Annotated in this window: 25 protein-coding genes; 9 read left to right on the top strand and 16 right to left on the bottom strand. The window is 48.9% G+C overall.

Annotation, left to right across the window (positions count from 1 at the left end; genetic code table 11):
* Positions 1-20: 20 nt before the first annotated feature.
* The 5 genes from ITJ87_RS01835 to efp form a co-directional block, all read right to left on the bottom strand.
* Positions 21-785, bottom strand: a complete 765-nt coding sequence (locus tag ITJ87_RS01835) for a UDP-2,3-diacylglucosamine diphosphatase (protein WP_005824878.1) — start codon at positions 783-785, stop codon at positions 21-23.
* A 39-nt stretch (positions 786-824) separates the two neighbouring features.
* Entirely contained in the window at positions 825-1,136 is a 312-nt protein-coding gene (locus tag ITJ87_RS01830) for a metal-sulfur cluster assembly factor (protein ID WP_117965579.1), read from the bottom strand.
* 349 nt (positions 1,137-1,485) lie between these two features.
* Entirely contained in the window at positions 1,486-2,172 is a 687-nt protein-coding gene (gene radC, locus ITJ87_RS01825; protein WP_022401073.1) for a DNA repair protein RadC, read from the bottom strand.
* A 31-nt stretch (positions 2,173-2,203) separates the two neighbouring features.
* On the bottom strand, positions 2,204-3,193 hold the full coding sequence (locus tag ITJ87_RS01820) for a glycosyltransferase family 2 protein (protein ID WP_087332257.1): 990 nt from the start codon (positions 3,191-3,193) through the stop codon (positions 2,204-2,206).
* Between the two features lie 145 nt (positions 3,194-3,338).
* Positions 3,339-3,905, bottom strand: a complete 567-nt coding sequence (efp, locus tag ITJ87_RS01815) for an elongation factor P (protein ID WP_005825176.1) — start codon at positions 3,903-3,905, stop codon at positions 3,339-3,341.
* Between the two features lie 194 nt (positions 3,906-4,099).
* Here efp and rpmH point away from each other — a divergent pair, with 194 nt between their 5' ends.
* The 7 genes from rpmH (at position 4,100) to ITJ87_RS01780 (ending at position 9,419) form a co-directional block, all read left to right on the top strand.
* On the top strand, positions 4,100-4,261 hold the full coding sequence (gene rpmH / locus ITJ87_RS01810) for a 50S ribosomal protein L34 (RefSeq protein WP_004292199.1): 162 nt from the start codon (positions 4,100-4,102) through the stop codon (positions 4,259-4,261).
* A gap of 169 nt (positions 4,262-4,430) precedes the next feature.
* Entirely contained in the window at positions 4,431-5,078 is a 648-nt protein-coding gene (locus tag ITJ87_RS01805; RefSeq protein ID WP_117600267.1) for a PASTA domain-containing protein, read from the top strand.
* Between the two features lie 53 nt (positions 5,079-5,131).
* Positions 5,132-6,202 (top strand): RluA family pseudouridine synthase, encoded by a 1,071-nt coding sequence (locus ITJ87_RS01800; RefSeq protein ID WP_005834741.1) that lies wholly within the window; start codon positions 5,132-5,134, stop codon positions 6,200-6,202.
* Positions 6,199-7,179 (top strand): D-alanine--D-alanine ligase, encoded by a 981-nt coding sequence (locus ITJ87_RS01795; protein WP_117965576.1) that lies wholly within the window; start codon positions 6,199-6,201, stop codon positions 7,177-7,179. The genes ITJ87_RS01800 and ITJ87_RS01795 overlap by 4 nt, the downstream gene beginning before the upstream one ends.
* Before the next feature lie 12 nt (positions 7,180-7,191).
* Complete coding sequence (locus ITJ87_RS01790) at positions 7,192-8,346, top strand: 1-acyl-sn-glycerol-3-phosphate acyltransferase (RefSeq protein WP_117965573.1); 1,155 nt, start codon at positions 7,192-7,194, stop codon at positions 8,344-8,346.
* A 4-nt stretch (positions 8,347-8,350) separates the two neighbouring features.
* Positions 8,351-9,019, top strand: a complete 669-nt coding sequence (locus ITJ87_RS01785; RefSeq protein WP_117965571.1) for a NigD-like C-terminal domain-containing protein — start codon at positions 8,351-8,353, stop codon at positions 9,017-9,019.
* Positions 9,020-9,032: 13 nt separating this feature from the next.
* A complete protein-coding gene (locus ITJ87_RS01780) occupies positions 9,033-9,419 on the top strand; it encodes a rhodanese-like domain-containing protein (protein WP_117965661.1) in 387 nt (128 codons plus the stop codon).
* A 140-nt stretch (positions 9,420-9,559) separates the two neighbouring features.
* Here the strand turns inward: ITJ87_RS01780 and ITJ87_RS01775 are convergent, their stop codons facing one another.
* The 11 genes from ITJ87_RS01775 to ribD form a co-directional block, all read right to left on the bottom strand.
* Positions 9,560-10,513, bottom strand: a complete 954-nt coding sequence (locus ITJ87_RS01775; protein WP_117965570.1) for an acetylornithine carbamoyltransferase — start codon at positions 10,511-10,513, stop codon at positions 9,560-9,562.
* Between the two features lie 44 nt (positions 10,514-10,557).
* Positions 10,558-11,805: a glutamate-5-semialdehyde dehydrogenase gene (locus ITJ87_RS01770; protein ID WP_117965568.1), complete on the bottom strand. Its 1,248-nt coding sequence runs from the start codon at positions 11,803-11,805 to the stop codon at positions 10,558-10,560.
* Between the two features lie 67 nt (positions 11,806-11,872).
* Positions 11,873-12,952 carry a glutamate 5-kinase gene (proB, locus tag ITJ87_RS01765; protein WP_087332249.1) on the bottom strand — a complete coding sequence of 360 codons (1,080 nt, stop codon included), beginning with the start codon at positions 12,950-12,952 and terminating at the stop codon, positions 11,873-11,875.
* Positions 12,942-13,181 (bottom strand): DUF2007-related protein, encoded by a 240-nt coding sequence (locus ITJ87_RS01760; RefSeq protein ID WP_005825154.1) that lies wholly within the window; start codon positions 13,179-13,181, stop codon positions 12,942-12,944. Before ITJ87_RS01760 ends, proB begins: the two co-directional genes overlap by 11 nt.
* Positions 13,182-13,256: 75 nt before the next feature.
* Complete coding sequence (gene murI, locus ITJ87_RS01755; RefSeq protein WP_005834749.1) at positions 13,257-14,096, bottom strand: glutamate racemase; 840 nt, start codon at positions 14,094-14,096, stop codon at positions 13,257-13,259.
* 109 nt (positions 14,097-14,205) lie between these two features.
* Positions 14,206-14,712, bottom strand: coding sequence for an OmpH family outer membrane protein (locus tag ITJ87_RS01750; RefSeq protein ID WP_005834750.1), 507 nt, complete (start codon positions 14,710-14,712; stop codon positions 14,206-14,208).
* A gap of 128 nt (positions 14,713-14,840) precedes the next feature.
* Positions 14,841-15,356, bottom strand: coding sequence for an OmpH family outer membrane protein (locus tag ITJ87_RS01745; protein WP_005834752.1), 516 nt, complete (start codon positions 15,354-15,356; stop codon positions 14,841-14,843).
* 48 nt (positions 15,357-15,404) lie between these two features.
* Positions 15,405-18,044, bottom strand: coding sequence for an outer membrane protein assembly factor BamA (gene bamA, locus ITJ87_RS01740; RefSeq protein WP_117965566.1), 2,640 nt, complete (start codon positions 18,042-18,044; stop codon positions 15,405-15,407).
* A gap of 52 nt (positions 18,045-18,096) precedes the next feature.
* Positions 18,097-18,831 carry an isoprenyl transferase gene (locus ITJ87_RS01735; RefSeq protein ID WP_057258836.1) on the bottom strand — a complete coding sequence of 245 codons (735 nt, stop codon included), beginning with the start codon at positions 18,829-18,831 and terminating at the stop codon, positions 18,097-18,099.
* A 5-nt stretch (positions 18,832-18,836) separates the two neighbouring features.
* On the bottom strand, positions 18,837-20,201 hold the full coding sequence (locus ITJ87_RS01730) for a DUF6242 domain-containing protein (RefSeq protein WP_117965564.1): 1,365 nt from the start codon (positions 20,199-20,201) through the stop codon (positions 18,837-18,839).
* 134 nt (positions 20,202-20,335) lie between these two features.
* On the bottom strand, positions 20,336-21,391 hold the full coding sequence (ribD, locus tag ITJ87_RS01725; RefSeq protein WP_117974650.1) for a bifunctional diaminohydroxyphosphoribosylaminopyrimidine deaminase/5-amino-6-(5-phosphoribosylamino)uracil reductase RibD: 1,056 nt from the start codon (positions 21,389-21,391) through the stop codon (positions 20,336-20,338).
* 74 nt (positions 21,392-21,465) lie between these two features.
* Between ribD and prmC the strand changes: the two genes are divergently transcribed.
* Both prmC and ITJ87_RS01715 read left to right on the top strand, forming a co-directional pair.
* The gene (gene prmC / locus ITJ87_RS01720) at positions 21,466-22,302 is read left to right on the top strand and encodes a peptide chain release factor N(5)-glutamine methyltransferase (protein WP_117965561.1); all 837 of its coding nucleotides are present in this window, start codon (positions 21,466-21,468) and stop codon (positions 22,300-22,302) included.
* Positions 22,299-22,778: a regulatory protein RecX gene (locus ITJ87_RS01715; protein WP_005825143.1), complete on the top strand. Its 480-nt coding sequence runs from the start codon at positions 22,299-22,301 to the stop codon at positions 22,776-22,778. The genes prmC and ITJ87_RS01715 overlap by 4 nt, the downstream gene beginning before the upstream one ends.
* The last annotated feature ends 55 nt before the right edge of the window (positions 22,779-22,833 follow it).

The following is a 22,833-nucleotide window of genomic DNA, read 5'->3' as shown; positions in this document are numbered from 1 at the left end:
TAACAGTTTGGCAATGCGGGTTATAGCTTCGTCTCTCCCTCCACAAAATTCTCAAGGAAGAGGTTCTCGCCGTCAAAGACGGCGTACGAGAAGTAGTTTATCCAGTCGCCGAGGATGAGGATGCGGGCGGTACTGCTCAGCATCAGGTCGAGTTCGATGTGGCGGTGACCGTAGATGAAGTAGTTGATGTTGGGATGGCTTTTCAAGTATTCCTTGGTGTAGAGCACCAGGTATTCGTTGTTTTCTCCCATGTATGCGGGTTCTTTCCCGTCTATGCGTTTCAAGCGGCTGTGCTTGGCCCAGTTCAGTCCCAGCTCCATGCTCCAGCGGGGGTGCAGGGCAGAGAACAGCGTCTGTAGGGTACGGCTGCGGAACATGGCGCGCAGCATCTTGAACTTCTTGTCCGGGTCGCCCAGCCCGTCACCGTGGGCAAGGTAGAACTCTTTTCCGAAGATTTCGGTGGTCAGCGGTTCGCGGTGTATCATGACGCCGCACTCCTTGGTCAGATAGTCGCCGCACCAAAGGTCATGGTTTCCCGTGAAAAAGTGGACTTCCACTCCCAGGTCGGTCAGTTCGGACAGCTTGCCCAGAAAGCGGGTGTATCCTTTGGGCACTACGGTACGGAATTCGTACCAGAAGTCGAACATGTCTCCCAGCAGGTATACGGCCGATGCCTTGTGCTTGATGCTGTCCAAGAAGTTGACCAGCCTCCGTTCTTGGGTTCGTCCGTGTTCGATGGCTCGTGAGCCCAGGTGAGCATCCGAGAGGAAATATACATTCTTCATTTTCAACTTTCCATTTTCAACTTTGAACTTTCAACTGATTTAAAGGAATCCCAGTTCCAGTTTCGCTTCTTCGCTCATCATGTCCTTGTCCCACTCGGGTTCGAAGACGAGATTGATGGTGGCGGAGGTAACGTCGTCGATGGATTCCACCTTCTGGCGCACATCTTCCATGATGAAGTCGGCTGCCGGACAGTTGGGGGCAGTCAGCGTCATGTCGATGGAGGCTTCTCCCTGGTCGGAGACGTCTATTTTGTAAATCAGTCCCAGGTCGTATACATTTACCGGTATTTCCGGGTCGAATACGGTCTTGAGCATGGAGACTATTTTCTCTTCTATTTCAAATTTGGTCATATTCGTAGGGTTTTATATATAGGTTTTCAAAGAACAAAGCTATGGAATTTAATTGAAAATGCAAAGGAACGCCCTCCTTTTCATTACTTCAGAAAGGGTTTGACGGTGGGGAAACACGCTTCACCCGCTGGGGGAACTCCCTTTACCCCTGGGGAAACTCCTTTTACAATAGGCGGTAAAGGTCTTTACAATATGGGGTAAAGGGCGTTACAATATAGGGTAACGGCTTTTACATACCGCGGTAACGGCTTTTACATTGGCTGGTAAATAGCAGGTAAATACAATGTGCTGATAGTTAGTGTTATGACCGCTTTTGTCTTTCGTATAGTATGTCCGTAACTTGGATTATTTATAGCAATCCTTCGTCGTTGAAGCTGTAATGGCTTCCGTCCGTGACGATGACGTGGTCGGTCAGGTGTATGTTCATGGTTTGGGCGGCTTTCCTCACGAGTTCCGTCAGCTGCCGGTCGTCGTTGCTGGGGTGCGGGTTGCCGGAGGGATGGTTGTGGATAAGGGCTATCTGTGTGGCGCGTTGCAGCAGGGCTTCGCGCAGGATACTGCGCACGTCGGCGGTGGTCTGGTCGATACCGCCACGGCTGATGCGTACCTTGTCTATCACTTTGGCGGCGTGGTTCATAAGCAGTACCCAGAACTCTTCTGTGGCAAGGTCGCAGAGCAGGGGATGGAACAGCTCGTAGATGTCGGCGGAAGAGCGGATGGCAGTACGTCCGGAGCGTTCCTGCAGCTTGCGGCGTTTGCCTAGTTCCAGGGATGCCATGACGGTGATGCTTTTGGCGGGGCCCATGCCTTTGAATCGGGAGAAGTCCCGCACCTCCCATTTGCCCAGGCGGTTGAGGTCGTTGCCGCAGGCGGCGAGTATGCGCTGCATCAGTGTCACGGCGGTTTCTTCCGTATTGCCGGAGCCGATGAGGATGGCTAGCAGTTCGGCATCGCTCAAGGCTTCCGCCCCTTTCTGCATCATCTTTTCCCGCGGGCGGTCCTCTGCAGCCCACTGGTTGATATTCAGTTTCTCCATATCATCCCTAATCCTTAACCCCTAATCCTCCTTATTTGTAAAAGTTCTTTTTGAACGCCTCGAACTCGTCCTTGCCAAGTATGCAGCGGTTCCACCAGGCGCGCAGGAACCCCGTCCCGTATCCGATGAGCTGGATGAAGGAGGCGGCAACGGAGTAGAGCCCGATGCTGAGGCTACGGTTCCGGATAGTGGAATCGATGCATACCAGAAGCGCATAAAGAGCGATGGGCAGCAGGCTGTACGGACAGAAGAGCGTTCCCAGCAGGAATATGGCCACTCCCAGGGTAAATGCGGCCGGCAGCAGGTGGACGAGCTTCAGTGATTCCGGATACTTCTTGTACAGATTGATGCGGGCAATCCCGGAATTGTGTACCTGCTTGAAGAACTTCCGGAAGTCTGTCCGGCGCTTATGGTATACCCAGGCACCGGGGAACAGCCGGCATGTATATCCTCCCTTGAAGATTCGGATGCTGAAGTCGATGTCCTCCCCGAAGCGCATCCGCGAGAATCCGCCCAGGGCTTGGTACACTTCCCGCCGCACACCCATGTTGAAGCTGCGCGGATAGAACTTGTCCATCTTCTTCTTCCCCCCACGGATACCGCCGGTGGTGAAGAAGGAGGTCATGGAGTAGTTGATGGCTTTCTGTATGTCTGTGAATGATTCGTGCGCGCGGTCGGGGCCTCCGAAGGCATCGGCGGCTTCGTGCTGCAGCTCTTCTTCCACAGCAAGGAAATAACCTTCGGGCAGGATGCAGTCCGAGTCCAGTATTATCAGGTATTCGCCCTTGCTTCGTTCCGCCCCGTAGTTACGGGTCTGCCCGGGGCCGGAGTTGGGCTTGTCATAGTAATGCACGTCCAATAGTTCCTGATACTTCTCTGTGACCGGCTTGCAGGGGATGGAGGAGCCGTCCTCCACCACAATCACTTCAAAATCCTTGAAACTTTGCTGCGTCAGGCTTTGCAGCAGTTCGTCTACCTCATCGGGGCGGTTGTATACGGGGATGATGACGGAGTATCTCATGGGTATGGCTCTATGTTTTGGTTATCTCCGCAAAGATATATCATTTAAGCTTTGCAGATGAATAAATGGAAAGAAAAATCCCCGGATGCCAAGTGGAGCACCGGGGATGATATGAAAAGGGCATTTGCCTGATTTCCAAAAGGGCTTATGCTTTTACGCGGCTTACGTAAGAACCGTCGCGCGTATCGATTTCGATAGTCTCGCCTTCGTTGATGAACAAGGGGACGCGGACTGTGGCGCCGGATTCTACTGTGGCGGGCTTCAGCGTGTTGGTGGCTGTGTCGCCTTTCAGTCCCGGTTCCGTATAGGTAATCTTCTGCTGAACCTTGATGGGCACGTCGGCATAGAGCACGGTTTCTGTGGAAGCGTCTGATACCACGTCTACTATCATTCCTTCGAGCAAGAAGTCAACACCGTTGATGAGGTCGTGGGCGATGGGAATTTGGTCAAAAGTCTCCTGGTTCATGAATTGGTAGTTGTCACCGTCATGATAGAGGTATTGGTGGGGACGACGTTCTACACGCACGTCTTCCAGTTTCTCACCGATGTTGAAACGACGTTCCAGAACGTAGCCGTTCACCACGTCTTTCAGCTTGGTACGCATGAAGGTATTACCTTTTCCCGGCTTTACATGCAGGAAGTCGATGCAGAAATACAGCTTGCCGTCCATGCGGATGCAAGTTCCGATTTTAATGTCTTGGGCATTAATCATACTTATAGTCTTTAATATTATTATATTGGTATTTACTTCTTTAGTGCTGGTTTGCGGGTGCAAAAGTAATGGAATTCGGTAAAAAACACAAAAACTTTTGAGAGAAAATGAGTTATCTCTTGGTTTATTTGAAAAAAGTACCTATTTTTGCAGCCCGAATTCGTGAGAATAATAACATAAAACAAGATACAGTAATGAAAAGAACATTTCAACCCTCGAACAGAAAGAGAAAGAACAAACACGGTTTCCGTGAGAGAATGGCTACAGCAAACGGCCGCAGAGTATTGGCAGCACGTCGTGCTAAAGGCAGAAAGAAACTGACTGTTTCTGACGAATACAACGGAGTAAAGGCATAATAGTCGTTCTCGTTCGTATTAAAGAAATAAGGGAGCTGCAAAAGACTGATTCTGGTCTTTTGCAGCTTTTCTTATGTATTGTGCCCGCTTCTCCGGAAAAAACTATTGCCAACTCCGTGTACTATGTGGTGAAAATTGTATCTTTGTCCCAAATAATGCATTATCGATTATGACAATAAAAGATTTTTTCTCTTTCCGGCAGAACCGGTTCTTCTGGGCGAACATCCTTGCGATGGCCGTTGTGGTAGTGGGATTGCTGTTCGGAGTGCTGAAAGGACTGGATATATATACCCGCCACGGCGAGGCTGTGATAGTGCCCGATGTGAAGGGCATGGGAGTGGAGGAAGCCGAGAAAATGTTCCGTAACCGCGGCTTGGTCTGCATCGTTTCGGATTCCAGTTATGTCAAGACTCTTCCTGCCGGCTGCATCCTCGAATATAATCCGGCAGCCGGACAAAAGGTAAAGGAAGGACGTACCATCTATCTTACGATCAATACGATTGAAGTCCCTCTGCACATAGTGCCCGATGTGGCGGACAACAGTTCGCTGCGGCAGGCGGAAGCGCGTATTCTGGCTTCGGGCTTCAAGCTGGCCGAGATACAGTATATTCCGGGTGAGAAGGACTGGGTGTATGGCGTGAAGTATAAGGGTCGTCAGCTTTCCATCGGCGAGAAAGTGCCCACCGGCGCAGTGCTGACGCTGATGGTGGGAGATGGAGGCGCCTTGAAGGCAGACTCCCTGGGAGTGGATTCCGTGGGAGGTACCGTTGAACCCGTGTTGTCCGAAGACTCTGCGGCAGATGAGTCCTGGTTCTGATAAACATCTGACTCCAATCGTAAATTGTAAATAGTCAAATTGTAAATGCCGTGATGATAGAAGAATTGCCGGATGATATAGATAATGATGAGCTGGACGACGTAGAGCCGGTGGGTGACGAGGCGCAACTCTATGAACACTTCCGTGTGGTGGTGGACAAGGGGCAGGAGATGATGCGGGTGGACAAGTATCTGTTCGACCGCTTGACGAACTCTTCGCGCAATCGCATCCAGAAGGCTGCCGATGCAGGCTTCGTGATGGCGAACGGCAAGGCTGTGAAAAGCAGCTATAAGGTGAAGCCGATGGATGTAATCACTGTGATGATGGACCGTCCACGCTATGAGAATGAAGTCATCCCCGAAGACATCCCCCTTGATATAGTATATGAGGACAAGTATCTGATGGTAGTGAACAAACCTGCCGGTCTGGTGGTGCACCCCGGTCATGGCAACTATCACGGTACGCTTGTCAACGCCATAGCCTGGCACATGAAGGATAATCCCGATTATGATGCCAATGACCCGCATGTGGGACTGGTGCACCGCATCGACAAGGACACCTCCGGCCTGCTGGTGATAGCCAAGACTCCGGATGCCAAGACGAATCTCGGCAACCAGTTCTTCAACAAGACGACAAAACGCCGTTACCGGGCGCTGGTCTGGGGAAATGTGGAACAGGATGAAGGGACCGTTGTCGGCAATATCGGCCGTAATCCCAGAGACCGCATGCAGATGACCGTCCTTCCCGACGACCAGGGAAAGCATGCCGTCACCCATTACCGGGTGCTTGAACGTTTGGGATACGTCACATTGGTGGAGTGTATCCTTGAAACGGGACGCACCCATCAAATCCGTGTGCACATGAAGCACATCGGACACATACTTTTCAACGACGAACGTTACGGCGGACACGAAATCCTGAAAGGAACCCATTTTGCCAAATACAAACAATTTGTAAACAACTGCTTCGACACTTGTCCGCGGCAGGCATTGCATGCCATGACGCTGGGGTTTGTGCATCCCGTCACCGGAGAAGAAATGTACTTCACTTCGGAATTGCCCGATGACATGACCCGGCTGATAGACAAATGGAGAGGCTATATCAGTAACAGAGAATTAGAATGAAACGCACGATTGCTATTGTAGCCGGAGGAGATACCTCCGAATTCCACGTCTCCCTGCGTAGTGCACAGGGGATTTACTCCTTCATCGACAAGGAGAAGTATACCTTATATATTGTAGAAATGCACGGACTGGACTGGCATGTACAGCTGCCCGACGGCGCCAAGGCTCCGGTAGACCGCAATGACTTCAGCTTCGTGCTGGGTGGCGAGAAAGTGACATTCGACTTTGCCTATATTACCATCCACGGAACTCCGGGTGAGGACGGCCGTCTGCAGGGCTATTTTGATATGCTCCATATCCCTTATTCGTGTTGCGGAGTACTGGCAGCGTCGCTCACGTACGATAAGTTTGCCTGCAACCAGTATCTGAAAGGTTTCGGTGTGCGCATTGCCGAATCGTTGTTGCTGCGCGGCGGACAGTCGGTGACGGATGAAGATGTGATGGAGAAAATCGGTCTGCCTTGCTTCATTAAGCCCAGCTTGGGAGGTTCCAGCTTCGGCGTGACCAAGGTGACGGCGAAAGAGCAGATACAACCTGCCATAGCCAAGGCATTTGCGGAAGCGCAGGAAGTACTGGTGGAGGCCTTTATGGACGGAACCGAGATTACCTGCGGCTGTTACAAAACAAAAGACAAGTCCGTAGTGTTCCCCATTACGGAGGTGGTGAGCTACAACGAGTACTTCGATTATGAAGCTAAGTATAATGGTGCGTCTGACGAGATTACTCCCGCCCGCATCTCGGACGATTTGACCCGCCGGGTGCAGACGCTGACTTCTGCCATTTATGATATACTCGGGGCCTACGGCATTATCCGTGTGGACTATATCATTACCGAAGGGGAAAAAATCAATCTGCTGGAGGTGAATACCACCCCCGGAATGACTGCCACCAGCTTTATTCCCCAGCAGGTTCGCGCTGCCGGAATGGAGATGAAGGATGTAATGACAGATATTATAGAAAACAAGTTTAAGGATTAATCATTATTCATTATGAATGCGAACGTGGAATTTGATGAAATCCGTCCTTATCATGATGAGGAACTTCCTCAAGTCTATGAGGAACTGATTGCCGATGCGGCGTTCCGGCAGGCAGTGGATACTGTGATGCCGGGTGTACCTTTTGAAGTATGGTCGCAGAAAATGCGCGCGTGTAAAACCAAGCTGGAGTTTCAGAAGACTTTCTGCTATGGGCTTCTGTGGAAGCTGGCGAAGGAGGCTACGGATGGATTGACTCTGGACCATACAGCGTTGCCGGACAAGTCGGCAGCATATACCTATGTCTCCAACCATCGCGACATTATTCTCGATTCCGGTTTCTTGTCCATTCTGTTGGTAGACCAGGGTATGGATACGGTAGAGATAGCCATTGGCGACAACCTGCTTGTCTATCCGTGGATTAAGAAATTCGTGCGTGTCAACAAGTCCTTCATCGTGCAGCGTGCGTTGACCATGCGCCAGATGCTGGAGGCTTCCGCACGCATGTCCCGCTATATGCACTATACCATCAGTGAGAAGAAACAGTCTATCTGGATTGCACAACGCGAAGGGCGTGCCAAGGACTCCAACGACCGCACGCAGGACAGTGTGCTGAAGATGCTGGCAATAGGCGGTGAAGGCGACGTCATTGACCGCTTGATGGAAATGAACATAGCTCCGCTTGCCATTTCCTATGAATACGACCCTTGCGACTTCCTGAAAGCGCAGGAGTTCCAACTGAAACGGGACATTGAAGGCTATAAGAAAACGACGGCTGACGACTTGCTGAATATGCAGACCGGACTGTTCGGCTATAAAGGGCGGGTACATTTCCAGACGGGTGCCTGCATGAATGATGAATTGGCGAAGATAGACCGTTCACTTCCGAAGCCCGAACTCTTTGCACGCATGTCTGCACTGATAGACAAACGTATTCATGCCAGCTACCGGATGTATCCCAATAATTATGTGGCGCACGACCTTCTCGAGGGGAAGGAGGATTTTTCCGACCATTACACTGCCGGGGATAAGCAGCGCTTCACGGCCTATATAGAACAACAGTTGGAGCGTATCTCCATTCCCAATAAGGACGTGGACTTCCTGCGCGGAAAAATGCTGCTGATGTATGCCAACCCGTTGAAGAATTATCTGGCGGCTATAAAAGAATGAATACATGAAGAAGTACTGTGATTGGTGGCTTTTGCCTTTGTTGGCCTGTCTGTTGACTGGTTGTGGCGATGATGATTATCATTATCCTTCCGTGAAGCTGGAGTTCCTGACTGCCTTTTCGGGGGCTGACGGCTATCTGCAGTCTGTTGTGACGGATGAAGGGGAAACCTTGCCGGTAGTGGAGGACAAGACAAAGACGAACATAGAGGCAAACGCCTCGGTACGTGTCATCAGTAATTATGCTTCGGAGGTAACTGCCGATGGAACTGCCGGTGCGGTGCTGTATGCCTTGAGCGGTGTTCTTTCTGTCGCTCCCCAAACGGCTGACAAGTTCGAGGAGGGCGTCAGGACAGACCCTACTGATGTGCTGGGTATCTGGATGGGACTCGACTATCTCAATATGACACTGATAGTCAAGGAGAATGGTGAGCATAAGTTCCATTTTGTTGAGGATGAAGTGATTGTGGATACTGCTATCGGGTGTAGTGAAGTATATCTGACGCTGTATCATGACGCAAAGGAGGAGGTAGTGTCTTATACCAGACGTGCCTACGCTTCCGTACCTTTGCGGCAGTATGCGGCAGTGGGTATACAGAAGGTTATGGTTCATTTCAGTGTGCACACTTATTCCGGTGACATCAAGACTTACGATTTTGTTTATAACCCTGACTAAAATGAAATATTCGATGAAGACATTGTTCGCGGGCTTTTGCCTCGTTTTTACCACCCTCTTTTCCTGCCAGCAGAAGGAGGGACAGTTCAAGTCTGTTTCGGTAGATGACTTTTCCACATTGATAGCCAATCCGGAGGTGCAGCTTCTGGATGTGCGTACTGTTGCCGAATACTCGGAAGGACACGTGCCCTACAGTATCAATATCAATGTGCTGGATGAGTCGTTTGAAACGATGGCCGACTCCACTCTGCAGAAGGACAAACCGGTTGCAGTATATTGTCGTAGTGGTAAGCGTAGTAAAAAGGCCGCTGCCATACTGAGCAAAAAAGGATATATAATCTATGACCTTGACAAAGGTTTCATCGGTTGGGAAGAAGCGGGCAAGGAAGTGGAAAAGTAATAGCGGTGCAGCTGAAATGCATTTGCTATAATTTCTTTTTAGGCGCGGATTACGCGGATTTCACGGAAAAATTTAAGAAAAGAATCCGCGTTTTCCGCGTAATCCGCGCCTAAAAAGAATAAAGTAGTCTTGTCCTCTGGTTAGAGGCTTTCAAGCAGTCTCTTCAGCACCACTGTTGCTGAAATCTCCCGGTTGGCCGCTTCGGGGATTACGATGGACTGCGGGCTTTCTATCACATCATCCGTCACAATCATGTTGCGTCGAACCGGCAGGCAGTGCATGAAGTAGGCATTGTTGGTAACGGTCATCTGGCGCTCGCCTACTGTCCAGGTGCGGTCTTTGCTCAATATTTGTCCGTAGTTGTCGCCTGTATAGGCCGCCCAGTTCTTGGCATAGACAAAATCGGCCCCTTCAAAAGCTTTCATCTGGTCATATTCTACGCGGGCATTTCCTACGAACTTGGGGTCGAGTTCATAACCTTCGGGATGTGTAATCACAAAGTCATAATCAGTTGCATTCATCCATTCGGCAAAGGAGTTGGGGACAGCCTGAGGCAATGGACGCGGATGTGGAGCCCATGTCATCACTACTTTGGGGCGTGCCGTCTTCTTATATTCCTCAATGGTTATCAGGTCGGCAAAACTCTGCAGCGGATGGCGTGTGGCAGCCTCCATGGAGAATACCGGCCGGCCGGAATGCTTGATGAACTGCTCCAGTATCACTTCGTTGTAATCGTCTTCCTTACTTTCGAAACGTGCAAAAGAACGTACGCCGATGACGTCGCAATAGCAGCCCATCACGGGAATGGCTTCCAGTAAGTGTTCCGGTTTGTCACCGTCCATGATGACGCCACGCTCTGTCTCCAGTTTCCAGGCTCCCTGGTTGATGTCCAGTACAATGACGTTCATGCCCAGGTTCAGTGCCGCCTTCTGTGTACTGAGGCGGGTGCGCAGGCTGGAGTTGAAGAAAATCATCATCAACGTTTTGTTACGTCCCAGTTCCACATATTTGAAACGGTCTTTTTTAATCTCGAATGCTTCGTCCAGTGCAGACTTCAGGTTACCGATGTCCTGCACGCAAGTAAAGTTCTTCATATTTACAGTCTTTTTAGTGTATCTATATCTTTGTTATTCGGCTGTCAAGGTCTGGTCTGTCCGGAACCTTCAACAATCCATTTGTATGTGGTGATTTCTTCCAGAGCCATCGGACCGCGGGCGTGCAGCTTCTGTGTGCTGATGCCGATCTCGGCACCGAGCCCGAATTGTGCGCCGTCGGTGAAAGAGGTCGGTGCATTGACGTATACGCAAGCGGCGTCCACTTCCCGGCAGAACCATTCGGCACGTGTCTTGTCGTCCGTAATGATGCATTCGCTATGTTTGGAACCGTACTCCCGGATATGTGCCAATGCTTCCTGGAAAGAATTCACGGTTTTAATGGCCATCTTGTAGTCCAGGAACTCTCTGCCGTAGCAGTCTTCAGTGGCAAGTCTCAACAGCTCGACGGGATATTTGTCACGCAGACTGTGGTAGGCGGGTTCATCGGCAAATATCTCTACATTGCTTGATTGTAGCGGCAGGCATAGGCCGGGCAAATCAGCCAGGCTGTCGGCTTCGATAATCAGGCAATCCAAAGCGTTGCATACACTGACACGGCGTGTCTTTGCATTGGCAATGATGGATGGACCTATGCTTATATCGCCATAGCGGTCGAAGAACGCATGGCATACGCCGGCACCTGTCTCTATAACCGGTACTGTGGCATTCTGGCGTACGAAATTTATCAGGCTGCTGCTGCCGCGCGGAATTATCAAATCTACATAATCGTTGGCATGCAGTAGTTCGGCAGTCGCTTCTCTGTCGGCAGGAAGCAGTTCTACGATATGTGTATCTACGTTGAAATGCTCCAGTACCTCGTGTATCACGCTGATTATGGCACGGTTGGAATAGTCTGCATCGCTTCCGCCTTTCAGAATACAGGCATTGCCGCTTTTAAGGCAGAGTGAGAAGACATCGAAACTGACGTTGGGACGAGCTTCGTAGATAATGCCTATGACGCCGAAAGGTACACTGACCCTTTTTATCTTCAATCCGTTGGGTAATACGTTCTCTTTAAGGACTTTTCCCAGAGGAGAAGGGAGGGCAGCTACGTTGCGGATGTCCGCAGCGATGTCCTGCAAACGGCTTTTTGTCAGTTTCAGGCGGTCGTATTTAGGGTCGGTAGAAGGCATACGCTCCAAATCCTTCTGGTTTTCACTCAGAATGAAGTCTGTTTTGTTTATGGCAGCGTCTGCAACAGCCAGTAATATTTGATTGATTTCTTTGTCGCTCAACGCTAACATGTTACGGCTGGCATCTTGTACGGCGACAAAAGTTTTGTTTAAGTTCATTTTTTTATTGAATATAGAGTGATAAATATGCAAGTATATATATTGTGGGATAGTATCCGTCTGTGGCTTATTCTATATATAGGTAGTCGTAGTGCACTACGGGTTTCTTTCCATGTTTTCCCATCGTTTCCCGTGCCTGGCTGGAGTCACAGTTGGCTTTTCCCACACCGATGGGTTTACCGCCGAAGTCGATAATCCGTACGATGTCGTCCTTCTCGAACTCGCCTATAACGTCAGTGATACCTACCGGTAGGATGCTTACTGCTTTGTCCGAGAAGAGCAGTTCGGTGGCACAATGATTGATGTGCAGTTCCCCTTTGGCAAACCCTTCGCTGTGTGCAATCCATTTCTTGATGCTCGATACCGGTTCCGGAGATGGAATGAAACGGGTATAGTTTAATTCTTCATTCTTCATTATTTTCACGAGGATGTTGTCCCGCTTCCCATTGGCTATGATTACTGTGATGCCCTCATCCGCCACTTTGCGGGCAATGTTGGTTTTTGTCAGCATACCGCCGCGTCCGAAGCTGGATTTGGAAGTTTGTATGTAGGAGGAGAGGTCTTTGCCTTGTTCTATTTCACGGATGACCTGAGAATTCGGGTCGGCGGGTGAACCGTTGTAGATACCGTCTATATTGCTGAGAATGATTAGTGCCTGGGCATCCATCATGGAGGCTATCAGGCCGGACAGCTCATCGTTGTCGGTGAACATCAGTTCGCTCACGGAGATGGTGTCGTTCTCATTGACAATAGGAATGACGCCGTTCTCCAGCATTACGGTCATACAGTTTTTCTGGTTGAGGTAATGGCGGCGGGTGGAAAAGTTCTCTTTCATTGTGAGCACTTGTCCCACGGGGATTCCATGCTCCCGGAACAGTTCGTAGTAACGGTTGATGAGCTTGGCCTGCCCTACAGCGGAAAAGAGCTGGCGCTGGTCTACGCTGTCCAACTTCTTGGTGGGGCGCACTTCGCTACGTCCCGAAGCAACGGCTCCGGAAGAAACAAGTATTATTTCTATGCCGGCCTTGTGCAACTCGGCTATCTGGTCCACCAAAGCGGACATGCGGGTGACGTCGAGAGTGCCGTCACGACGTGTCAAAACATTGCTGCCTACCTTGACAGCAATTCTATTGAAATCAATCTCCATTTTCTCTCTTTTCGTATTCACGGACTACTTCCATGGCGGCTTCGTAGTCCTTCTCATTGACGAGAACGGAAACATCTACCGCAGTGGCAGGCAGTACAACGTTTACTACCATTCCGTCTTTTGTTACAGCTTCAATATCACTATTTCCCAGCAGGCTCTTTACAAGTTCTGCTTCCCACGGTGAACCGGTGAACACCTCAACGAGTTTGCTTTTATCTTCTTCTTTCATGATGGTAAGAATTTAGAGGTTTCTGTCTTACAAATATAACAAATGTTTTTGTTTTAATGTTTAATGCTGACGGATTTATAGTTCAATCCTCTCAACTCTTATCGATTCATTCAGGAAAGTAGAAGCCGATTCTGTGAATTTCTCCTCCGATTCCGTGGTGCGGTAGACGCATCTTCCACCTTTGGTACATTTTTTGTCCATTTCCGGATGACGGTGAAGATAGTCTTTCAGACTGTCTGCCACCAGTTCCCCTTGGGTGACGGTCGTGATGCCGTCGGGCATGTATTGCTGTATCTTGGGCAGCAGCAGCGGGAAGTGCGTGCAGCCTAGAATGACGGTATCTATCTGTGTGTCTTTGGCCAGCAGGTTGCCGATGTTCTTGCGTATGAAGTAGTCGGTACCCTCACCTTGTGCCTCGTTGTTTTCTACGAGGGATACCCATAGAGGGCAGGCTTCACCGCTCACTTTGATGTCGGGGAAGAGTTTATGCACTTCCAGCGGATAGGATTCAGACTTGATGGTTCCTGCTGTGGCAAGCACTCCCACATGGCGGCTTTGGGTTATGTTCCCTATGCATTCTACGGTTGGGCGGATTACTCCCAACACACGACGCATTGGGTCGAGGCGGGGCAAATCATTCATTTGTATGTTGCGCAGGGCTTTTGCCGAAGCTGTATTGCATGCCAGGATGACGAGATGGCATCCCATCTCGAACAGTTTGGTGACTGCCTGCAAGGTGAACTCATAGACAATCTCGAATGAGCGGGTCCCGTAAGGCGCACGTGCGTTGTCGCCCAGGTAAATGTAGTCATATTGGGGAAGGACTTCCCGTATCTTGCTTAGGATGGTCAGTCCGCCATATCCGGAATCGAATATTCCGATGGGACCGGCTGCAGAAGGTAATGTCTGTTTCATGCGTTCTAAAGGCTATGTACCATGCAAAGATAATTCAAATTTCTCAGTAATGTATAAAAAATAAGCGCGGATAAAACTATCCGCGCTTGCTTTATCATAAATAATTCTATTATTTAATGCCCAATTGCGTTTTGACTTTGGCAGTTACATCAACGCTCTGTGCTCCTACGAATGGTATCGGGGTACGGGCTAAGTCAAAAATGTAGACAACACCTTCAGTTTTGCCGACAGCTTGGATGGCTTCGTCCAGTTTCTTATAGATGGGAGCCATAGCATCTTGCTGTGCTTTCTGCATACTTTGATAAGCTTCTTGTTGGAACTGTTCCTGACGTTGAGCCATATCCTGCAGCTCTTTCTGACGTCTTTCTGCAATGTTTTTCGGCAGAGAGTCGGCTTGTGCCAGGAATTCTTGGTACTTCTTTTGGAATTCTTCGTTGGTACGCTGCATTTCATCCTGGTATTTTTTAGACATGGCGTCCAAGTCAGCTTGGGCTTTGGTAAATTCAGGCATAACAGCGATTACATCTTGAGAATTCATGTGAGCGAATTTAGCTTGCGCCATAGCTCCCAGCGGGAGGGCGAACATAACTACGAGTAGTGCGATTTTTTTAAGCATAATGTTTATTATTTATTTGAATGATTATTCGTCGGGGGCAAATATAGCGCAAACTGAACGCAATACAAAATAAGCAAGCTTATTTTTAATCTTGAATGCAGTCTATATTCTGAAACAAATGTATGAAATTAATTTGAATATCCCAGTTTTGCAAGTACTTCATTGCTGACGTCAATACTTGGCGAGGCAAAAATGATACTTGATGCGGAAGCACGGTCTACAACTACCGCATATCCGTTCTGTGTAGCAATTTCCTTTACAGCATTGTATATTTCATCTTGAATGGGTTGCATCAGACTTTCACGTTTTTTATACAGTTCGCCTTCCGGACCGAAGTATTTGCGGCGTAGCTCGGCTGCCGATTTCTCTTTAGCGACAATCTCTTCTTCCTTTTTGCCTCTTTGTGTTTCAGAAAGGGAAGCAATCTGAGACTGATAGTTCTTGTACAGAGTCTTGGCTTCTTCGGAAATCTTTTCGACTTCACTCTGCCATTGTCTGGAGGCTTGTTCCAGTTGTTCATTGGCACGTTCGTAAGCAGGAATATTTTTCAGGATATATTCCATGTCAATCAAGGCGAACTTCTGTGCACCGGCTGTTATACTTACTGCAAACAGCGTAAAAAGGATCAATAAACTCTTCTTCATAACGATATTTATTTAATTGACGATGGATAATTGTCTATCGTCCATTGCTTAGAATTCTTGTCCCAGGATGAAGTGGAACTGGCTACCGCCATATTGCGAGGAACCCATTATTTTGTCGAAACCGTAAGCCCAGTCAATCCCCATCATACCAATCATCGGGAGGAAGATACGGACACCGACACCGGCTGAACGTTTCAACTCGAACGGGTTGAACTTATTGACATCATGCCATGCATTACCGGCTTCCACAAACGTTAACGCATAAATACTGGTACTTGTTTCGAGCATCAAAGGATATCTTAATTCCAGTCCGAGACGTGTATAGGCATAACCTTCAGAACCGTATGGAGTCAATGAACTGTTCTCATAACCACGAAGTGCGATACTTTCTGTAGCATAGCTGGAGTAGCCGGTCATACCGTCACCACCCACGTCAAACGTTTCGAACGGAGACTTTTTGTATTTGTTGTAATGTCCCAGCAAACCGAATTCTACACGTCCCATCAATACCGGAGTACGTTTAACGGTAATCGGATCCATTAACGGGATATAGATTTTGGATTTGAATTTCCACTTGTGGTATTCAATCCACTTGTGCATCTTGTTCATGTCTTCCTGGCTGCTGGTGCTGTACTTGCTGTAATCGGTACCGTCGAACAGAGAGAAAGGCGGTGTGATTTGTGCAGACAACGAGAACTCGGAACCTTGGCGCGGATAAATCGGGTTGTCGATAGAGCTACGGGACAAGGTCAAGTTGAGGCTGAGGTTATTACACTTACCGTTGGTAACCGGGAAGTACTGCCAGTCACTCAGAACATAGCGTTGGTAAGACAACTCGGCTGTGAATTGGAAATAGTCATCCGGCCACTTCAAGCGCTTACCGAACATCACTGCAAGACCATACATCTGGATAGATTTGTCCGGGTCGTAATAGTTCTCGTAGTTGTTGTAATTGCCGTAGTTGTACATACCGTAGCCATACATACCACTATAATAGCTGTTGTAATAGCTGTTCATGTAGGCCGAATTGTAATAACGGCTACTGATGTCGGTCTGGCGGGAATAGAAAGCCGATACGGAGAATGCATTCGGGCGTTTACCGCCAAACCACGGGTCGTAGAATGAAACGCTGTATGACTGATAGTATTTGGCATTGGTCTGGCCGCTGATGGTCAATGTCTGGCCGTCACCTTGCGGGAGGATACCGCGGTAGTTCTCACCCGGGTGAAGCAGGTTGGCCAGAGAGAAGTTAGTGAACTTCAGACTTAACTTACCGATAATACCTGTTTGTCCCCAACCGGCGGAGAACTCTACCTGGTCGTTGGCTTTGGATACAAGGTCATAACCGATGTCTACCGTGCCGTCTTCCGGTCTCGGCTGGATGTCGGGTTGGATTTGTTCGGGGTCGAAGTGTCCCATCTGCTGGATTTCACGCATGGAACGCATCAGGTCTTCACGGCTGAAGAGTTCGCCCGGACGGGTACGGAGTTCACGGCGTACTACGTTTTCATACAAACGGTCGTTACCGTTGATGCTGACTTTATTGATGGTAGCCTGGCGGCCTTCGTAGATACGCATTTCCAGGTCGATGGAGTCGCCCACGATGTTTACTTCCACCGGTTCGAGGCTGTAGAACAGATAACCGTTGTTGTAGTAGAGGTTGCCGATGGCATCGTCATCGGTCATTGTACGTTCTTCAAGTAACTTTTGGTTGTAGACGTCACCCTTCTTCATCTGGAGGAGGAAGTTCAGTTGTTCGGAAGGATACAGTGTGTTACCTACCCAGGTTACATTGCGGAGGTAGTATTTCTGTCCTTCCTCAATCTGCATGAAGATGTCTACCGTGCGGTCATCGTAGGGCTTGATACTGTCTGTCACGATGATGGCGTCACGATAACCCAGTTCGTTGTATTTGTCGATAATCAGTTGTTTGTCCGCTTCGTAGTTGTCCTCAATGAATTTCTTGGTGCGGAACAGATTGAGCAGCTTGCCCTTTTCGTTTGTTTTCTTCATCACACGCTTCAGCTTCTTGGTCGTGAGGGCCTCGTTGCCTACAATGGTGATTTGATGTACTTTCACTTTCTCCTTCTTGTCGATGTCGATGTTGACAATCACTTCATTCTTCTTTTCCGGATCATCACGTTGGGTGATGATTACATCTGCATTCTTGAAGCCCTTGTCGTCAAAGTAGCGCTTTATCAGGGTCTTGGCGCGGTCCACCAGGTTAGGTGTAATCTGACCGCCCTTTATCATGCCGATTCTGCTTTCCAGGTCTTCACGCTCAGACTTCTTCACACCGTTGTAGCGTATGTCGGAAACACGCGGACGCATGATCAGATGAATGGTCAGCCAAATTTGGTCGCCTTCAATCTTGTCTGCTGTAATTTCCACGTCAGAGAACAGACCGTGGCGCCAGTAGCGCTTACAAGCTTGTGTAATCTCGTCACCCGGCACGGTGATAGTCTGCCCTTTGGATAGTCCGGACAATCCGACAATTACATAATCTTCATAGTTCTGGGCTCCTTCGACCTTAATGTCGGCTATTTCATACTTCTTGGGGGTTCCCGAATAGAGTATAACCGGCTTTTCGGTTTCATCGGTGTTGTTTACGTCCTGTGCTGCTGTTGTCAGTGCGCAGCCGAAAAGGCAGACAAACGTTACGAGTATGGAGAAAATACGATAGTGCATCTTTTTATTTACTATTTTACAATTTACTATTTACTATTTGTGTGTCCGGTGATTAATTGATTTGCTCGCTGGTCTTGCCGAACCTGCGTTCGCGTTTCTGATAGTCACATATGGCTTTGCGTAGTTCTTCTTCACGGAAGTCGGGCCAATAGGTATCACAGAAATAAAGTTCCGAATAGGCGCATTGCCAGAGCATGTAGTTACTGAGGCGGAGCTCTCCTCCGGTACGTATCAGCAGGTCGGGGTCGGGCATGAAGTGGGTCGTCAGATGACGGGATATGAGCTCACTGTCGATTTGTTCGGGTTTCAACTCACCTTTCTGTACCAAACCGGCTATTTGCCGGGCAGCCTCCGTTATTTCCCAGCGGGAAGAGTAGCTCAATGCCAGCACCAGGCACATTCCCGTGTTGTGGGAGGTGTGTGCCACGCAAGTGTTGAGCCGTTGCTGTACGTTGGCTGGCAGTTTTTCAATATCTCCTATTACTCGGAAACTGATATTGTTCTTCATGAACGTCTCTTCCTCTATGGAGTCGAAGAGTAGCCCCATCAAGGCAGCTACCTCGTCCGACGGACGATTCCAGTTCTCGGTAGAGAACGTATATAAAGTAAGGTATCTGACTCCTAATTTAGCGGCTTCCTCTGCAATGACGTGCACAGTCTCTGCGCCGGCCTGATGTCCATAGCTGCGTTCGTGTCCACGCTGCTTGGCCCACCGTCCGTTACCGTCCATGATAATCGCCACGTGCTGGGGTATCCGGTTTAGATCGATTTCTTCCTTATATGACATCATTATTATTGTATTTCGAAGCCCAATCTGTTAAGACGTCCGCGCCATACTTCATTTTTGGTGCCGTTACCGCCGAATATCACCCAAATGAAGTCCCGTTTGTCTGCCGGGGCCACAGTTTTGTCTTTTGTCGGTTCCATTATAATGGAGTACGCGCCTTTTCCTTTGAATTCCTGGGGTAACAGGAATTTGGTTTCTGTCTTGCTCCATGCAATGCCGGTGATGGAGCTGTAGATAGCGTCAAGTTCCCCTCCGAAGCAATAGAACATGCCGCCATAGTACATGATGGCTGGGTTGTCCATGCCGGGACAATATGTGTCATACATGGTGTTGGCCAGGCTTGCCCAACCTTTGCCGTCCAATGAGAACCAAGGTGTTGTCTCTTTTTCGTTGGCTAGCGGCATTCCTGCCAGAACCACCTTCTCTACACCATTGCCGGTGCTGGTCTGGGTGGTGGATATGTTTTCGGTAGGGAATCCTGCCGGGACTTCTTCAAGGATAAGGTTGTCAGCAGTGTTTTCCGCTTCCCAATTCTTTCCGTCTTTACAGATGTTGAAATATTGCTTTCCGTTGATTTCCACAATACCCGAGAGCCGGTCGGAGAAACCATTGATGAGGACTATAACATTGTCTCCCAATGTAGTGACTTCTGTCCAGGCGGCGCCGTTGGTGGAACTGAATACTCTTTTGCTTTCTGTAACCATATAAAGCGCACTGTTATACTCTACGGCAGATGTCAGCTTTACGTCTGAGGGGAGGTTGCTGACATTGACTTTGCTCCAGTTGTATTTATCGGGCGCAGTCGATGTCTTGTAAGCAGTAGTGTTGGAAGTGTAGACAAATAGTTCGTCTCCCAGTACAACCGCTTTTTGCTGACCTGAATTGATGGTATTGGAGAATACATTTCCTCTTTTCTGCATGTCTGTCCAAACGAGTGAGTCCGGGTCTTGCAGATGTACATTAACTTTCAGTTTATATTCGCGGACTGTAACGCCGTCGGCGGCATGTGCTTTGAACAGCATGCCGGCATCGTTGTTCATGGCGGGTCTCAAATCCACGGAGTCCGATATGACGAATACCGTGTCGGTAGGCGAGCCTGAAGTTATCCAACCGGTAACGGTCATAGTATCAATCAGAATACGGTCAATGATGGTGTCTGAACCTACAGGCAATGAGTCTCTGTTATAGATGAGTCTATTGAGCTGGTCAATTGTAAATTTGTAATGTTTGCCATGTATGGTATCGATACCAAAAGCATGTATAGTAGCATCGGAGCTGAATTCATAATTGTCGTCAGAGTCAAGGCATGAACTTAGAGCAAATGACACAATAAGAAAACTCACAATTACTGATAGAAACTTTATTCTCATTTTGAAAGTTAGTGTTTATTTACAAGTTGCAAAAATAGGAACATTTTTTTCTATAAACAGCTTTACGGGGAAGTTTTATATAAAATTATAGATAATATCCCCCTTTTTCTCGATAAAAAAGCCCTGAAATGAGGCTATTGACTGTTTCTTGAGGCCGTATAATGGCGAAAACTCCTGCCAAAAGAATACTCTGTTGCAAATGGATATCCGTCACTGATTTCGGGTGCTTTGACGCCGGAATGAAGAAGGTACGGAGCTTCTTCCACAAAGATTTCGTCCCACAATCCGGCATCAATGAAGGATTGGAGCGTTTGGCTGCCACCCTCTACCAAAAGGGATTGTAATCCGCGTGTATACAGCGTTTCCATGATTTCGGGGAGTATATTCTGCCGGTAGTCGCTGACTGGCAGATACTCTACATTCGGTAGCGGAGCGTGCGGGGCTTCTGTAAAAACGAGGGTCGGCACGCTACCGTCAAATAGGTGAAGGTTGGGGGATAGCTTTTGTTGCCGGTCCAGCACGATACGTACCGGTGAACGACCATACCAATGGCGGACATTCAGGCCGGGATTGTCCAGTTCAGCCGTACGGGTACCTACTAATATGGCACTGTGCTCTGCCCGTTTCTTGTGTACCAGCATCGAAGTCAGCGGGCTGGAGAGGATAACCGGTTTACCGTCCGTGCGGGAGTAATCGATATATCCGTCAGAAGATTCCGCCCATTTCAGGGTGATGTAGGGGCGTCGCAAGGTATGGAAAGTGATGAACCTGCGGATGAGCTGCCGACATTCTGTTTCCAGCACTCCGACAATAACTTCACGTCCGGCATCCTTCAGTTTCTGTATGCCCCGGCCCGCAACCTTAGAGAAAGGGTCCCGGCACCCGATGACGATGCGTGGAATCTGCTTCTCGATGATGAGGTCTGCACAAGGAGGAGTTTTGCCATAGTGCGAACACGGTTCCAGGCTGACATAGATGGTGGAACGTTTCAGCAGGGACGTGTCTTTCACGGAACGGATGGCGTTGACCTCGGCGTGGGCTTCTCCACAGCGCACATGGTATCCCTCGCCTATGATTTTCCCGTCACATACTATTACCGCTCCCACCATCGGGTTGGGTGCTGTATTGCAAAGTCCGTTTTGTGCCAGTTGGATGCATCGCAGCATATATTTCTCTTCTTCTGAATTCATATCCTTGCTTGTCTTTTGGTTGAATAATCAAAATTAATGATTACTTTTGCAGCCCGAATAAAACCGGACTCCGAATGAATGTAACCGTTTCACATATCCGCAGTGCTTTGCAGGAGTGCTATCCTCCCCGGGAGGCAGCCAATCTTTCCCGTATTGTCTGCTGTGAAATGTTAGGTCAGAGTCATATTGACTATTACCTGGGCAAAGATATGATTTTATCTCCAAAGGATGAAAAGGAATTGGAAAGCATTCTTTCCCGTCTGTGCAATTTTGAGCCCATACAGTATGTGCAGGGTACTGCCCGTTTCCTGGGACGTACTTTTCGGGTGGCTCCGGGGGTGCTTATTCCCCGTCCCGAAACGGAAGAACTGGTGGAGAGGATGCTGGAGGAAGTCGCTCCGGCTTCCCGTATTCTCGACATTGGCACTGGAAGTGGGTGTATTGCCGTCACTTTGTCTAAAGAGTTGCCGGAAGCGGAAGTAACTGCTTGGGACATTTCCGGAGAAGCTCTTGCCATAGCCGGCGACAATAACCGCCTTTTGCAGACCTCCGTACAATTTGTACAGCGTGATGTCCTGACGTATCAACCGGCTGAGGATGAGTTCTTTGATGTAATCGTCAGTAATCCACCTTATGTTACGGAAACAGAAAAGCGGGATATGGAACCAAATGTCTTGAACTGGGAACCTTCGGGAGCTTTGTTTGTTCCAGACAGCGACCCGCTCCGTTTCTATCGGCGTATAGGTGAACTGGGACGGAGCATGCTGACGGTCGGCGGCCGACTCTATTTTGAAATCAACCGGGCATTTGGAGAGGCTGTCGCTTCGATGCTTCGCAAGCAAGGCTATACGAATGTCCGTATCCGAAAAGATATTTCCGGCAACGACCGGTACGTAATTGCAGAACGATGATAGAAATAACTGAAACTGAAGCTTTGAACAGAGTGGCGGCATATTGCTCCACTGCCGAGCATTGCCGGGCGGAGATTGCGGAGAAACTGCAACGCTGGGGCATTGCCTATGATGCCATAGACCGTATCATCAACCGTCTGGAACAAGAGAAGTACATTGATGAAGAACGCTTCTGCCGTGCTTTCATCAATGACAAATACCGTTTTGCCAAATGGGGCAAGATGAAGATAGGGCAGGCGCTCCAGTTGAAAAAGATATCCTCATCTGTCTATTGGCCCTATTTGAACGAGATTGATGAGGAGGAATACCACGCCGTCTTGCAGAAACTGCTGGCGGCAAAGCGTAAAAGCGTCCGTGCCGAAAGTGAGTATGAGTTGAATGGCAAACTGGTGCGTTTTGCCTTGAGCAGGGGGTTTGAAATGAAGGATATATGTCGTTGCATAGAGGTTTCTGAGGAAAATGACTACTCCGAATGAAAATTATCGGCTTTCTCTTTTTTATTCTCATTCTGTTTCCGTATTTTTGTGCCAT

This window comes from Bacteroides sp. HF-162, from assembly GCF_015679285.1.
Lineage (GTDB): Bacteria > Bacteroidota > Bacteroidia > Bacteroidales > Bacteroidaceae > Bacteroides > Bacteroides uniformis.
This window is presented reverse-complemented; position numbering and strand designations above follow the sequence as displayed.

What these genes read in the sequence shown, in the direction of transcription:
- ITJ87_RS01770 (WP_117965568.1), bottom strand. Translation starts at nt 11,805, where the DNA reads ATGAACTTAAACAAAACTTTTGTCGCCGTACAAGATGCCAGCCGTAAC.
- ITJ87_RS01775 (WP_117965570.1), bottom strand. Translation starts at nt 10,513, where the DNA reads ATGAAGAACTTTACTTGCGTGCAGGACATCGGTAACCTGAAGTCTGCA.
- ribD (WP_117974650.1), bottom strand. Translation starts at nt 21,391, where the DNA reads ATGAATTCAGAAGAAGAGAAATATATGCTGCGATGCATCCAACTGGCA.
- radC (WP_022401073.1), bottom strand. Translation starts at nt 2,172, where the DNA reads ATGGAGAAACTGAATATCAACCAGTGGGCTGCAGAGGACCGCCCGCGG.
- ITJ87_RS01800 (WP_005834741.1), top strand. Translation starts at nt 5,132, where the DNA reads ATGATAGAAGAATTGCCGGATGATATAGATAATGATGAGCTGGACGAC.
- prmC (WP_117965561.1), top strand. Translation starts at nt 21,466, where the DNA reads ATGAATGTAACCGTTTCACATATCCGCAGTGCTTTGCAGGAGTGCTAT.
- ITJ87_RS01835 (WP_005824878.1), bottom strand. Translation starts at nt 785, where the DNA reads ATGAAGAATGTATATTTCCTCTCGGATGCTCACCTGGGCTCACGAGCC.
- ITJ87_RS01730 (WP_117965564.1), bottom strand. Translation starts at nt 20,201, where the DNA reads ATGAGAATAAAGTTTCTATCAGTAATTGTGAGTTTTCTTATTGTGTCA.
- proB (WP_087332249.1), bottom strand. Translation starts at nt 12,952, where the DNA reads ATGGAGATTGATTTCAATAGAATTGCTGTCAAGGTAGGCAGCAATGTT.
- bamA (WP_117965566.1), bottom strand. Translation starts at nt 18,044, where the DNA reads ATGCACTATCGTATTTTCTCCATACTCGTAACGTTTGTCTGCCTTTTC.
- rpmH (WP_004292199.1), top strand. Translation starts at nt 4,100, where the DNA reads ATGAAAAGAACATTTCAACCCTCGAACAGAAAGAGAAAGAACAAACAC.
- ITJ87_RS01745 (WP_005834752.1), bottom strand. Translation starts at nt 15,356, where the DNA reads ATGAAGAAGAGTTTATTGATCCTTTTTACGCTGTTTGCAGTAAGTATA.
- ITJ87_RS01785 (WP_117965571.1), top strand. Translation starts at nt 8,351, where the DNA reads ATGAAGAAGTACTGTGATTGGTGGCTTTTGCCTTTGTTGGCCTGTCTG.
- ITJ87_RS01780 (WP_117965661.1), top strand. Translation starts at nt 9,033, where the DNA reads ATGAAGACATTGTTCGCGGGCTTTTGCCTCGTTTTTACCACCCTCTTT.
- ITJ87_RS01750 (WP_005834750.1), bottom strand. Translation starts at nt 14,712, where the DNA reads ATGCTTAAAAAAATCGCACTACTCGTAGTTATGTTCGCCCTCCCGCTG.
- ITJ87_RS01820 (WP_087332257.1), bottom strand. Translation starts at nt 3,193, where the DNA reads ATGAGATACTCCGTCATCATCCCCGTATACAACCGCCCCGATGAGGTA.
- ITJ87_RS01760 (WP_005825154.1), bottom strand. Translation starts at nt 13,181, where the DNA reads ATGAAAGAAGAAGATAAAAGCAAACTCGTTGAGGTGTTCACCGGTTCA.
- ITJ87_RS01715 (WP_005825143.1), top strand. Translation starts at nt 22,299, where the DNA reads ATGATAGAAATAACTGAAACTGAAGCTTTGAACAGAGTGGCGGCATAT.
- murI (WP_005834749.1), bottom strand. Translation starts at nt 14,096, where the DNA reads ATGAAACAGACATTACCTTCTGCAGCCGGTCCCATCGGAATATTCGAT.
- ITJ87_RS01790 (WP_117965573.1), top strand. Translation starts at nt 7,192, where the DNA reads ATGAATGCGAACGTGGAATTTGATGAAATCCGTCCTTATCATGATGAG.
- ITJ87_RS01735 (WP_057258836.1), bottom strand. Translation starts at nt 18,831, where the DNA reads ATGTCATATAAGGAAGAAATCGATCTAAACCGGATACCCCAGCACGTG.
- ITJ87_RS01805 (WP_117600267.1), top strand. Translation starts at nt 4,431, where the DNA reads ATGACAATAAAAGATTTTTTCTCTTTCCGGCAGAACCGGTTCTTCTGG.
- ITJ87_RS01830 (WP_117965579.1), bottom strand. Translation starts at nt 1,136, where the DNA reads ATGACCAAATTTGAAATAGAAGAGAAAATAGTCTCCATGCTCAAGACC.
- efp (WP_005825176.1), bottom strand. Translation starts at nt 3,905, where the DNA reads ATGATTAATGCCCAAGACATTAAAATCGGAACTTGCATCCGCATGGAC.
- ITJ87_RS01795 (WP_117965576.1), top strand. Translation starts at nt 6,199, where the DNA reads ATGAAACGCACGATTGCTATTGTAGCCGGAGGAGATACCTCCGAATTC.